Origin of the sequence: Enterococcus sp. LJL51, assembly GCF_049894025.1 — a bacterium.
Lineage (GTDB): Bacteria > Bacillota > Bacilli > Lactobacillales > Enterococcaceae > Enterococcus_L.
The window spans coordinates 39276-52548 of sequence record NZ_JBNEQE010000001.1; the positions used below are offsets into that span (position 1 = coordinate 39276).

Annotated in this window: 12 protein-coding genes; 2 read left to right on the forward strand and 10 right to left on the reverse strand. The window is 38.2% G+C overall.

All coding sequences use genetic code 11. The annotated features are described in order from the left end of the window. Positions 1 to 258 precede the first annotated feature (258 nt). Positions 259 to 753, forward strand: coding sequence for a YajQ family cyclic di-GMP-binding protein (locus ACPWSO_RS00175; protein ID WP_426080735.1), 495 nt, complete (start codon positions 259 to 261; stop codon positions 751 to 753). A 301-nt stretch (positions 754 to 1054) separates the two neighbouring features. Here the strand turns inward: ACPWSO_RS00175 and ACPWSO_RS00180 are convergent, their stop codons facing one another. The 6 genes from ACPWSO_RS00180 to ACPWSO_RS00205 all read right to left on the reverse strand — a co-directional run bounded on the left by ACPWSO_RS00180 (position 1055) and on the right by ACPWSO_RS00205 (position 6757). Beyond that, positions 1055 to 1480, reverse strand: coding sequence for a glycosyltransferase (locus ACPWSO_RS00180; protein ID WP_426080736.1), 426 nt, complete (start codon positions 1478 to 1480; stop codon positions 1055 to 1057). A 183-nt stretch (positions 1481 to 1663) separates the two neighbouring features. Beyond that, a complete protein-coding gene (locus tag ACPWSO_RS00185) occupies positions 1664 to 2632 on the reverse strand; it encodes an asparaginase (RefSeq protein WP_426080737.1) in 969 nt (322 codons plus the stop codon). Position 2633: 1 nt separating this feature from the next. Continuing rightward, on the reverse strand, positions 2634 to 5012 hold the full coding sequence (locus ACPWSO_RS00190; RefSeq protein WP_426080738.1) for an ATP-dependent DNA helicase: 2379 nt from the start codon (positions 5010 to 5012) through the stop codon (positions 2634 to 2636). A gap of 116 nt (positions 5013 to 5128) precedes the next feature. Further along, a complete protein-coding gene (locus ACPWSO_RS00195; RefSeq protein WP_426080739.1) occupies positions 5129 to 5491 on the reverse strand; it encodes an MmcQ/YjbR family DNA-binding protein in 363 nt (120 codons plus the stop codon). Between the two features lie 101 nt (positions 5492 to 5592). Beyond that, the gene (locus ACPWSO_RS00200) at positions 5593 to 6279 is read right to left on the reverse strand and encodes a Bax inhibitor-1/YccA family protein (RefSeq protein WP_426080740.1); all 687 of its coding nucleotides are present in this window, start codon (positions 6277 to 6279) and stop codon (positions 5593 to 5595) included. Then, positions 6257 to 6757 carry a MaoC family dehydratase gene (locus ACPWSO_RS00205; protein ID WP_426080741.1) on the reverse strand — a complete coding sequence of 167 codons (501 nt, stop codon included), beginning with the start codon at positions 6755 to 6757 and terminating at the stop codon, positions 6257 to 6259. The genes ACPWSO_RS00200 and ACPWSO_RS00205 overlap by 23 nt, the downstream gene beginning before the upstream one ends. Before the next feature lie 380 nt (positions 6758 to 7137). Between ACPWSO_RS00205 and ACPWSO_RS00210 the strand changes: the two genes are divergently transcribed. Next, the gene (locus ACPWSO_RS00210) at positions 7138 to 8082 is read left to right on the forward strand and encodes an LPXTG cell wall anchor domain-containing protein (RefSeq protein WP_426080742.1); all 945 of its coding nucleotides are present in this window, start codon (positions 7138 to 7140) and stop codon (positions 8080 to 8082) included. A 108-nt stretch (positions 8083 to 8190) separates the two neighbouring features. Here the strand turns inward: ACPWSO_RS00210 and ACPWSO_RS00215 are convergent, their stop codons facing one another. The 4 genes from ACPWSO_RS00215 to asnS form a co-directional block, all read right to left on the reverse strand. Continuing rightward, positions 8191 to 8652 (reverse strand): hypothetical protein, encoded by a 462-nt coding sequence (locus tag ACPWSO_RS00215; RefSeq protein ID WP_426080743.1) that lies wholly within the window; start codon positions 8650 to 8652, stop codon positions 8191 to 8193. 105 nt (positions 8653 to 8757) lie between these two features. Next, positions 8758 to 10095, reverse strand: coding sequence for a UDP-N-acetylmuramate--L-alanine ligase (gene murC, locus ACPWSO_RS00220; protein WP_426080744.1), 1338 nt, complete (start codon positions 10093 to 10095; stop codon positions 8758 to 8760). 207 nt (positions 10096 to 10302) lie between these two features. Continuing rightward, positions 10303 to 11235 carry a hypothetical protein gene (locus tag ACPWSO_RS00225; protein WP_426080745.1) on the reverse strand — a complete coding sequence of 311 codons (933 nt, stop codon included), beginning with the start codon at positions 11233 to 11235 and terminating at the stop codon, positions 10303 to 10305. 694 nt (positions 11236 to 11929) lie between these two features. Beyond that, entirely contained in the window at positions 11930 to 13228 is a 1299-nt protein-coding gene (gene asnS, locus ACPWSO_RS00230) for an asparagine--tRNA ligase (RefSeq protein WP_426080746.1), read from the reverse strand. Between the last annotated feature and the right edge of the window lie 45 nt (positions 13229 to 13273).

Consider the following 13273-nt stretch of genomic DNA (forward strand, 5'->3'; position numbering starts at 1 on the left):
GCTCCTTCAATAATCATTTTATAAAAAAACTGATACTATCCCCATTCCAATTATATGTTTTCCCAAGATTTTCGCAATGTTTTTATGCTGAATCAAACAATCTTTTTTTCCTCTCAGGTTGTCCTTTGTTTAGCCAAGCGCCCACTGTTTTTCTATCTGCAAAAATGTTGTTTTTTTGTTTCTTTTTTTCAAAATCTCTTGTCGTATCTTTCTTTCATTGTTACTATGAAAGAACAATCAAAAACAGGAGGTTATCAAATGGCAGCAAAAGAAGCAAGTTTTGATGTGGTCTCTGAAATGAACATGGAAGAAGTAAAGAACGCCATGCAGATTGCGCTAAAAGAAATTAAAAACCGATTTGATTTTAAAGGTTCCCTTGTTGATATCAAATTGGAAAATGATCGCTTGGTGGTTGTTTCAGATGACGATTACAAGGTAGAACAGGTCAAAGATGTACTCTTCAGCAAACTGATTAAACGCAATGTACCTACTAAAAACATTCAGTTTTCAGAGAGCGAAAAAGCACTTGGCGGTACAGCCAGACAGTATGGAGAGCTAATTAGCGGCATTGATAAAGAGAATGCTAAAAAAATCAACGTAGCTATTAAAAATTCAGGTTTGAAGGTTAAATCCCAAATTCAAGAAGACAAGATTCGAGTAACAGGGAAAAACCGTGATGATTTACAAAAAGTCATCGCATTGCTCAGAGAGCTTAACCTTCCAATTGAACTGCAGTTTATTAACTATAGATAAAAAATTAGCAGCAGACTGTAATAAAAGCGATCTATCTTAAGAAAAAAGCCGGAATACACTGAAATCGTATCTTAGCATCGATTTCAGCGTATTTCGGCTTTTTATAGGCTGTTTTTGTACTCTCCTTCGGATTTAGAATCAAAAAAAGAACAGTCTCCAATTTTTCTACACTTGCTTTACACTTTCAGACATTGATTGTTTCTTTAGCTTCATTTTTCCAAGTCATCATTCTTTAGGTATAATCAACCAAATCAGTCCTAACACCGCTGTAAACAGAATCACTAGAAAAAACCACATCAGATCACCTCATTTTATATATGAAAACAGCGTCAATACAGTTGCCGACAGTAAAAATAGACAAGTTACAACATAGAAAAATGATAGTTTGTGTATCCGCTGCTTGTATCTGTGCAATTAACTGCTGAATATCTTCAATACTATGCTGCCCATCAGAATCTGCAGTAACAACTGCTTCAACTTCAAGGAAGTTATCTATAATTTCCTGAAAACCAGCTTTTAAAGCGTGACCTTTTCCTTCATTTGTTTTATACGAGCAGACCTTTACTCCTTGAAGCTGCTCCAGCTTTTGAAAAATCGGTCGATACTTATTCCCGCTCCCATCATCAACTACAATTATTGTTTCACTGAGCTCTTCCCTCAGCTGCTGGATGAATAAAACAACCTTCTCTTGAGGCTCATAACTGGGAATCACGATTGCTGCTGCCATTTCGTCACCTGCTTTTCTTTTAATCTTAGGAAAAGCTTACCCGCAGGAACTTAAAACGAGCTTAAATAATTTTACAAAGTAGAACAGACCTACATGTCATACAAAAAAAGCCGCACATCTGTCATTTCGACAAGAGCTGCAGCTTTCACTATAATCGATAAATTTTTACGTCCTATAAAACTATTACTCTCCCGCTAAAAACAGCTTTAAACAACCATCATTTTTCCCACTGTTTAATCCAACCATTAAACGAATACGTGCCTTCTGTCCATTTAAACCTCTGGCAAAAATCACACCACGCTTCTTCAGTTCTACTCCGCCGCCTTCATACGCATAAATATCCTCAGCGATACCATTAGAACAGCGGGAAACTAGTACAATAGGAATTCCTCTATCAAGGATAACCTGTAGCTCCTTCAAAACAGCTGGAGGTAAGTTCCCCGCACCCAACGACTCAATTACAATACCACTAAGTGATTCAGTATTGACCAGCTGAAAAATCTGCCCATCCATTCCTGCATAAGCCTTAATTAAATGAACTTCTCCTGCAACAGATTTGATATCACAGACCTCTTCCGGCATTACTTCTTTAGTGAAGAAGGTTTTGCCCTTGGTCAGCATACCTATGGGACCAAAGGTTGGCGTTCGGAAAGTTGCTACATTTGTTGTATGGGTTTTTGTCACATATTTTGCCATATGAATCTCATCGTTCATTACAACAAGAACGCCTTTATTTTTTGATTCATCGGAAGCGGCTGTCCAAACGGCACTTATAAAGTTATAAAGTCCATCACTACCGATTTCATTGCTGGAACGCATCGCTCCTGTTATAACAACAGCAATTTTCTTTGGCACTGTCAGCTCTAAAAAGTAAGCTGTCTCTTCCAGTGTGTCTGTTCCATGGGTAATAACTACACCGTCAATTCCTTCTTCAATCCCCAGCATTATTCGTTCCTTTAGCTCAAGCATCCGTTCCAGCGTCATATGAGGAGAAGGGAGATTAAATATTTCTTCTACAATCAGTTCAACCTCTCCTTGAAACAGTTCATTTTGGTTCATCAAGGGATTCTCATCACTGAGGATGACTCCACCGCCGGCATCTTTAGCCATTGAAATTGTACCACCTGTATGCAAAACAAGGATTTGCTTCATTTTATTCTCTTCCTCCCGTATCATTTTTATCAGTTTTCTGCCAAAAGGTCTCAATATTTTTTTCTAAATGATGAACGCTCGGCTGAATCTGGGCACGGTACCAGTGAGGCGGTGTTAAACTTCGATAAGAGGGGCCTGCAAAACGCTGATCCAATAATAAAACAACACCTAAATCCGAAGCATCGCGAATCACTCTTCCTGCTGCTTGAAGCACCTTGTTCATTCCAGGAATCTGATATGCATACTGAAAACCCAGCCCTTGTTCATCATAATACTCTTTAATTAACTCTTGTTCTTCGTTGATTTGGGGCAAGCCTACACTAATAATAGCCGTACCAATCAAACGGCTGCCCTTTAAATCGATTCCTTCTGAAAATACACCGCCAAGTACACAAAAGCCAATCAGCGTTTCATCAGGGTCAGACTGGAACTGCTCCAAAAACCGTTCTTTTTCCACTTCATCCATTTCCGTCTGTTGAATTAAAGTCCGGACATCCGGATTCTTTAGTACAAACGCATCATAGACCATATCCAGATAAGCATAGGATGGAAAGAAAAAGAAGTAGTTGCCCTTTTTCTGTTTAATCATCACTGTCAAGCTTTCAACAACACGATTTAAGCTGTTTTGCCGTTCCCGATAAGTTGTTTGAACATAATTGCTGATTAGCAGCAGCTGATTTTCTTCCGGGAAGGGATTTGGAATACGGTATGTTAAGCCTTCCTCCCCGCCGCCGAGTACTTCCTTGTAGTAATTCAGCGGAGTAAAGCTAGCTGAAAAAAGAATACTGGCATTGGCCATTCCCAGCTTTTGTCCTAACAAGTACGATGGGTCTAAGCAAAACTGCTTGACCATCAACGTATGATTTTTCTGCTGAATATACGTGCAGTAGTGATCATCATAGAATTCACTGATTTTCAGATAATTAAGCAAGCTGAAATAGATTTCTAGAAATTGATTTAGTTCTGGGAGCTCTTGATTCTGGGGCAACCACTCCCCAATTTTTTCTGTCAACCGAAAAATCTGCTTCACTAGACTGTCGATAGCTGCCGACTGTGAAATGAACTCTTTTTTCTCTTCATTGCAGAAGTCATCCAGCTTATCAAACTCATCTATCACTTTGTTTACCGCTCTGGTTAGCGTACGATTTTGCTTTCCTATCAGTTTCTTCATCCTAAGCAGCTGACCTTTAGAAAGTTCAGCAGAATACATCTCCCTTGAACGGTTCACCAAATTATGTGCTTCATCAATCAAAAAAGTATATTCTTTTTTGATTCCCTCTTCAAAGAAGCGCCGCAAGTAAACGACTGGGTCGAAGACATAATTGTAATCGCAAATAATCAAGTCACACCATAAACTGATGTCCAGAGAAAACTCATACGGACATAGCTGATGCTTCTGCGCATATGTTTCAATCGTTGCTCTTGTAAAACGGTCCTCATGATGGAGAATGTCCCACAAGCCTTCATTCAGTCGGTCATAGTAGCCTGCGGCAAACGGACAATGCTCTGGTGTACAATTTCGTTCTGTGAGAAAACAGATTTTATCTTTAGCAGTAATCGTCAGACTTTTGATTTTCAGATTTCTTCTGTTCATTGCTTCGACTGCATCTTCTGCAACCTGCCGCGTAATTGTTTTAGCAGTTAGATAAAAAAGCTTCTCAGCCTTGTTTTCACCAACTGCTTTAAGGGCTGGGAAAAGTGTTGAGATTGTTTTTCCTGTTCCTGTAGGCGCTTCGACAAATAAGCGTTGTTCACTGAGAATTGTTTTATACACAGCGACAGCAAGCTCCCTTTGCCCTTTTCGATACTCTTCATAAGGAAAAGGCAAATTCCTCAAAGATTGATTTCGAACTTCCCGCCAGTTTTCACTAAAAATCAGCCAGCGTTCATATTCTTGTAATAACTCTTCAAAAAAAACAGTCAGCTCTTCTTGAGTGAACGTCCTTTGTTTCTTCGTTACTTCTTCTGTTGTGGTTTGAAAATAGGTCAGCTGTAAGGTGATGCTCTCCAGATTTTCCTGCTGACTATAGATTGCACCATAACATTTTACTTGATGCCAATACATCGCCAACTGTTCCTCATACAGGTCCTCAAAAGCAGCTTCTGATGTTTTGATTTCATCAATTACGGTTTGTTCTTCTTCATCAGTAAATAGACCATCCATCCGGCCTTCAACGAAATATATTTTATTGTTCAGCGTTACTTCTTTTGAAAGCTTCACTTCTTTTTTATATGCTTTACCGGCTTCCTTTTGCAGCTTGCGGTGAATTCTTGCTCCTTCCTGAGCCGTATGGCTGCTGGTCTTTCGAGCATCAATACTGCCTTTACGCAAAATAAATTCAACAAGCTTCCGGATTGGAATCTTTTCTGAATCGAACATTCTCTCGTCACCTCATAATCTCTCTTATTATAAAACATACGTTCGCAAATAGAAAGGTTTAACTCATAAAAATAAGAGCGTCTGGGAAAATACCTCAGTCGCTCTTATTTCTACTATTAACTCAATGTTTCTCTTATTTTTTTCGGTAGTTTAGCAACAATCAGCTCGTACGATTTTTTCATCATTGCCAGATATTCCCCTTCTGTTAATGTACTATCCTTTAGAATAATCGAATTCCAGTGGGTTTTATTAGTGTAATAGCCTGGAACGATAAATTCATACTGCTCTCTCAGCAATTCGTTTTGCTCAGGAACTCCCTTAAACGTAAATATTTCTTCTCCTTCTTTGTTTTTGCCCAACATAGCAAAGAATTTGCCGGCAATCTCAAAGTAGTCACATTCCCAGCTTTCGCGATAATAGACTGAAGCACCAGGTAGTTTCTCTGCTTCTGTTTTGATTTTTTCTTTCAATGCCTCCATTTGACTCCTCCTTTGTTTTTTTTCATATTCCCGCAGCTATAAAAATAAACAACAAGACAGAAAAGCATCCTACGACACTTTTCTGTCCAAAATTCAACGAATTATTTTTTGCTAAAAATACGTAAAAACGCAAGAAACAGATTAATAAAGTCTAAGTATAACTGCAATGCTAGATACACTGCAATCCCATTTCCTGCTGTTCCATTACTTTGGAAGTAGACGTTGCGGATACGTTGATTGTCATAGGCTGTCAGACCTGAAAAAACCAGCACCATAATAATTGAGATGATGTATTCCATCGTTCCGCTATGGAATAGGAATGTATTTAAAAGCAACGCAATGATAATCCCGAATAACGCTGTATACATTGCCCGGCCCATTCCTGATAAATCTTTCTTCGTTAATACACCAACCAGTGCCATACATCCAAATGTTGAAGCAGCACTAATAAAAGCGGAAACGACAGTTGCTTCTGTATACGCCGCCAATGTTATCGCCAGCGTTATACCATTCAACACTGAGTATAGAATGAAGCCGCCGATTGCTAAGGACGGATTTTTTGCAGCTCTTACGCCTAAAAAGATAACCAATGCAATTTCAGCAATCCAAAGTCCCATTAGCGCATAATTGTATTGACTCAAGAAAACAATAACTTCCCAAAAATACACATCCAGTACTAGATAAGAGATAAATGCACTAACTGCAATCCCTAATCCTAAGAATCCATAAATTTTTGCATAAAACTTGTTCAGACCTTCCTGAACATTAGCTGTTTCCATTTGATTCATTTAATACCCCTTCTTTCCTACTCTTTTCTTCTAAGTCAACGTGCTTCGGCGGCTGTACAATCACTACAGCATCCAGCACACGATTCTCTTCCTCATTTACGGCCTCAATAGAAATCGTTACCACATCCTTCATTTTATCAATCTTGATAACTTCAAAATGAAAGGTCAGTGTGTCGTAATGAAAGACTGGTTCCAAAAAATTAACAGAAAAATTCACTACATGGGAGCCTGGACCAGGCAAGTGCTTTGAAATAGCGCTTGTGATGATTCCCATCAACATGATCGACGGTACGATCGGCTTTTGATACTCCGTTTGCTGGGCATAGTCATGTTGGATATAAAGGGGATTGGCATCATTCGTCAGGCCTAAATAAAGCAGAAGATCTTTATCTTCAATCGATTCTGTTAAGGATAACGAATCGCCTTCCTCGATATCTTCGATGGTTTTGCCTAATTTTCTCGGTTTTCCGATGTTCAAATTAGTACACCTCCATTAATGATATGATAATTGTACCAAAACCAGTGCAAAAGGCAAGTATAAAAAGACATTACTAAAGCAAGCTTTTCTTAAAAAGTAATAGAAAAAATGAATATATATCGTCCTAGTTACTAATAAAATCCAAACAGAAGCATGACTTCATAGAGAATTACCTTGTTTATCAAAAACATATTTTGGTTTTTGTACTATTATTCAGATAAGTAATCTGAGTATCCTCCTTTATTTTAAAAGCTCAAAATAAGTATTTTGCCGTACCAGATGAATTACTATTTTTTACATAACAAACAAAAAACAAATATTGCAAAAACATTTTGATTAAGTTACAATATCATTACAATACAAAGTTTGGAGGAAGTATAATGAAAAAAATGGGTTTAATTTGTACATTATTGTTAGGTTTTTCATTTGGGGTAAATACCTATGCAGAAACAGGTTCCTATGAGCAAGTAGAAAGTGCAGACACTAGTGAAACAACCCCTACTACTGATTTAGGTGTTCCCTTAGAAACAGAAGCATCTTCTACTGATAGTAGTATTGAACCTGATGAGTTTAAACAAACAGAATTACTGGAAAACGAACCTTTATTGCCAATATCTGAAGAAGAGAATGGCGTAACTATATTGACGCTTACTGGTGGTCCCGCAGCAAGGTATCAACAGGGGGCCACAATAAATCCTGCTGACTTTAAACAAAGTCTTGATCAAACATCTGGCTTATCTTTAGAAAATTTAGCCTTTGAATCTGGAAATCAATATACTACAGCTATACTAGGTATAAATCCAGCCAGTATTACCGCTACTGACAGTGAAGGTAAATCCTATTTAATTAATTGTACTTATATTGTAGAAAGTAATGTTGCAACATTAGTCTTGGAAATCGTTTACGATTCTTCTTCTCATTCATTCAATGGAACCACTAGCCCAGGCGCTTCCGTTTATTTTTATATACTCGGTTTACCTAGTGATCCAATCATTGTAACAGCTGATAATAATGGTCATTTTTCTATTAATGCAAAACAGTTTGATGCTGGAAGCACTGTGACTGCGACTGCATATACCATAGCCGGTGTTGAGTACAGCGAAACTATTACATTTAAAATTCCCATACTTGAAAACACAACACAGCCTAGTACTATCAGTTCTACCACATCTGCCGTCAAGCCAGATCCGGAAGTTCCTTCTGTTAAAGAGAAGCTTCCTGAAACAGGAGAATCAGCTAGCAATACTTTGTTAAAAAGTGGTATTTTATCAACAATTGGAGCTTTTTCATTGCTAGTCCTTCGAAAGAAAAACAGAAAAGCATAATCAATCAAAACAGGTATAGGAGAAATTTAAAACTTCCCTATGCCTGTTTTCATTAAAAACGAAGAGCCCAAACTCACTCATTTATGAATACGCTTACTTAACTCAACATTATTGAATAAAGCTAAGATATTCTTGATATCTCTGATTGATAATCGCTTTTACCTTTTGATAGTTGTCGTCTATGAATAAAATTCCATAGTCTGTATTTTCTAAGCCATTCATATGGCTCAGAGTCAAACAGGCGTAATCCTCTAAATACGAGCTATAGGTATCTGAAAAAGCTGTTTTTGTATTATAGTACTGAGTTGCGAATGAAGCCCCCGAATCATTAAAATCCTCCTCTAATAAAACACCGTCACAAAACTCAAATAATAATTTGAGAGCACTGTATTTGCCAGCTTTCACTAATTCAACCTCTTCAGCTGCCTCTTCAATCATGTCATATCCAGAGAAGCCGTTCTCTATCATCCAGCGATAGAAAAAGGCAATATGAACTCCTCCCTGCTCAATTCCAACATTCTCTGGAAACCCTTCTGCTTCAAAATGCCACTTTGCTTTGTCATAAGCCATATCATTTTTCTCCTTTTTAGATTATTGAGTCAATTATACCTCATTAACGTAAAAAGGGAACGAAGCAACCTGCTTCGTTCCCTAAACTCTATCAATAATAAATACTTATAAAACATTCCTTGTGGTATTACTCAACAGCGTTTCATAAGCTTGTTCAAATTTTTGAACATCTCCTGCTCCCATAAAAACGAATACGGCGTCTTCATAGTCTAAAAGCGGCGATACATTGTCTTCTTTAATCACCTGACCGCCCTTTTTGATACGGTTACCTAAATCTTCAATTTTTACATCCCCTTGTGATTCACGGGCTGAACCAAAAATATCACACAAGAATACGTGATCAGCTAAATCCAACGCTTCTGCAAACTCATCCATCAGAGCGATTGTTCGAGTGAAGGTATGCGGCTGAAAAACAGCGATAATTTCTCTATCAGGATATTTCTGACGGGCACCATCAATAGTAGCTTTGATTTCCGTTGGATGATGCGCGTAGTCATCAACAATGACAACATCGCCAACCTGTTTCTCTGTAAAGCGCCGTTTTACTCCTTGGAAACTCAGCATTTCTTCTGCTACTTTATTCATATCCAGCTCTTCAAAATAACATACAGCAATCACACCTAGTGCGTTCATGATATTATGTTCTCCAAAAGCAGGTAAATCAAAGCGACCAACAAAATCCTCATGATGATACACATCAAAAACCGAACCAGTCGTTGTTCGTTCAATATTTCTCGCTTGAATATCGTCGTTCTCATTCATACCATAATAATAGATAGGAACATCTGCCTTCAGCTTGCGAAGATAAGGATCGTCCCCATAAGCAAAGATACCTTTTTTAACTTGACTTGCCATTGACTGGAAGGCATCAAAAACATCTTCGATACTCTTATAGTAATCAGGATGATCGAAATCAATATTCGTCATAATAACATAGTCAGGAGAATAGGCTAAAAAATGTCTGCGGTACTCACAGGCTTCAAATGAGAAAAACTCCGCATCCGGCACACCATGCCCTGTGCCGTCCCCAATCAAATAGCTCGTCGGTTTGATGCCGCTTAGGATATGAGAAAGTAGACCTGTTGTTCCAGTCTTACCGTGTGAGCCAGTCACTGCAATACTGGTATAAGGCTGAATAAACTGACCAATGAAATCATGGTAGCGGATAACCTCTGCCCCCAGCTCTTTTGCCCGAACCAACTCTTCATGAGCATCCGGAAAAGCATTTCCAGCAATAACTACCATATCTTTCGTAATATTCTCTGCATCAAAAGGCAACAGCGTAATTCCTGCTTTTTCTAAATCACGTTGAGTAAAGAAATATTCTTCCACATCTGATCCCTGTACGTTGTAGCCTTTTTCAAAAAGAACAAGGGCCAGAGAACTCATGCCAGAGCCTTTGATTCCCACAAAATGATACAATTTATTTTCTCGATTCTCCATAATGATCCTCTTCTCTTCATCTATCTGTTTTCCATCATATGTATACATCATTAGTAACGGTCTTAAGTCGTACGTTCCTCATTATCGTACAAAACAGAAAAATAATCAACTAAAAAAAAGTCCACAATTTTTCTTATAAAAATTAAAAAAAAAGAAAAAAAGAAGAATTTCCCCCTGTAGAAACAGTTGAAAACTCTCTTTTAATCATCAAGTAAAATATTTAGTATTTTCCATTTCAGCATGAGAATCCTCAATGATTCCGCTTAATGATTTGTCTAAAATTCCTTTTTTCTGCTGTTCCTCTTCTGAAACCTTCTGAGCATACGCTGTTTGATTCTTAGCCTGCTCTTTGGCTGTTTTCAGTTCTGAACGATAGCGGGGCAAATCATTGGCTTCACTATCCTGATCAAAGCGGGACATATTAGGACGAATCTGCTGATACTGTCTCCGAGTCAGCGGAATATCCGGGTTTTCTTTTGGTACATTAAATTTCTGAACAGAAGGATCATCGACCTTCTTTTCTCTGAACTGCGTATCCTCATGATCAATGAGAATATAAGATGACTTATCCTTCTTCATCGCTGCTAAAAGCTCCTGCTCAGTAACTTCTTCAGCTGCTGGAGTTTCATCTGGAATTACAGAAGCAGGCACATAGGTTGGCACGAAATAAGAACGTTCCGGCTGTTTTGAGCTGCTGAAAGAAGTAATTTGCCTTCCTGTACTTCTTCTTCCAAAGGTTGCTTCCTCAAAAGTTTCTTTACTCTTTTTATGCATGTTGCCGAATAAATTTGGTTTTTTAGGCTTTTCAATTGTTCGGCTTCTATTCGTTGTATAATCAGGCAGATTTAGTTTGTGGCGCTTTAGTTCGTCGATTTGTTCCTTCGTATGCGTCTGTTTTAATACTGCTTCAGCGGCAGATTTTTTTTCAACAGCAGGCTTAGGTGCTGCTTGCTGAGGCTGATAAGCATTTTGTGGAACCATTTCAGGTACTGAATCAACACTCATATCTGTTCGCTGTGTCAATAGCGGTTCATCAGCAAACAAACGTCGCTTGCTTCCAGATGACAGCTTTACACCGACCTCATCGTCATACGCCGGAAATCGAAAATGTTTTCTTTTTACTTGTACCGGATTTCCCATTTACGTCATTCCTTTATTTTGGCTTTCCGCTAATTCTACCATAAAATTTATTTTTTCTAAACTACTTCCTTCATTTTTTCCATTTTGTACCTTTAAAAGACGTACTATCATTTCTTTTTTAAAAAAAAGAATGGAAGAAGCTGTCTGAAGGCTCACTTCCATTCTTGGCGTCATTAATAAAATAGAATTTATAAATATTTATTGAATAAAAAATTTCTGACATAGTTGTCTGCTATTTTTTCTGATTTTCTGTCTAACATGTGACTTTGAATATACACTGTCTTTAAATCAAGTGCAGTTATTTCAATTTACTTTATTTTCTACTCCGTTTTCCTGTTCTTCAGCCTCTTGTCAAACTATTTCACTGAGTATTTTTGATTGCTTCATTTTACTTCACAAGATTATCGGAACAACGATTAATTCATCCCTCCTTCAGGCAGCTGCTGAAAATTCCCTGTAGTGGCAACCGCCTTAAAACTGGTTTTTCTTTCCATACAGATTCCTCCCTGCTATTGATATCGTGTAGCTACATCTTCAGTCTAGCATTCTCTAGTTTTTTCCTCAACCGATAACCACTGTTCTAAAATCAAAAAAAGTACTCCTGAAAAATAAAAAAACAGATATGTCTTTGGATGAAATCATGGCCTTTACCTTTTCCAAAGATACATATCTGTTTTGTAATTCGTTTATTCTTTTAAGGATATAATCTGTTTAGCAGACGCGGGAAGGGAATTGATTCACGAACATGCTCAATCCCTGAAAGCCAGGTAACTGTTCTTTCTAGTCCTAAACCAAAGCCAGCATGTGGAACTGATCCATAACGTCTTAGGTCAAGATACCAGGAATATTCTTTTTCATCCAACCCATGATTACGAATCTGCTCAAGTAGAAATTCATAATCGGTCGCCCGTTCTGAACCGCCGATGATTTCTCCATATCCTTCCGGAGCAATCATATCTGCGCAGATTACGACATCTTCTCTAGTAGGATGTGGTTTCATATAAAACGGCTTAATTGCTTTTGGATAGTTTAGAATAAACACTGGTTGTTCAAATGAATTTGCAATAAATGTTTCATGAGGAGAACCAAAATCATCCCCCCACTCAATATCATCGAAACCATTTTTCTTCAACAGCTCAACTGCATCGTCATAGGAGATACGAGGAAACGGCAATGTTGTGTATTTTTTTAGAAGCTCTTTATCTCTGCCTAGCACATCTAATGCATAGTCACAGTTGTCAAGAACACTCTGAACTAGAAACGCTACATACTGTTCCTGCACTTCCAGACTTTCTTCCTGATGCATAAACGCCATTTCTGGTTCAATCATCCAGAATTCGATTAAATGACGGCGCGTTTTAGATTTTTCAGCACGGAAAGTGGGACCAAATGAAAATACTTTGCCAAAAGCCATTGCCGCAGCTTCCATATACAATTGTCCGCTTTGAGACAAGTAAGCCTCTTCGTCAAAGTAATTAGTGTGGAACAGTTCAGTTGTTCCTTCTGGTGCACTACCGGTAAGAATTGGCGGATCAATTTTAACAAAGCCATTTGTATTGAAAAATTCATAGGTTGCACGAATAATCTCATTACGAACCTGCATTACTGCATGCTGTCTGGAAGAACGCAGCCATAAATGACGATGATCCATCAGGAAATCTGTCCCATGTTCTTTAGGAGTGATTGGATACTCGTGACTCTCACCCACAACTTCAATTCCTGAAATACCGATTTCGTAGCCAAATTTAGAGCGGGTATCCTCTCTAATTTCTCCAGTAATCATCACAGCTGTCTCCTGATTTAAGCTTTTCGCCAACTGGAAAACTTCTTCTTCTACTTCACTTTTGACAACAACGCCTTGGAAGTAGGCAGTTCCATCTCGAAGCTGTAGAAAGGCAATTTTTCCGCTTGACCGCTTATTTGCCACCCATGCTCCGATTTTTACGACTTCACCTATATGATTCTTTGAGTCGATGATTTGAATTTGTTCCACGTTTGTCTCTCCGTTCCTTCAATTTTTACCTATCCCGAATTAAGT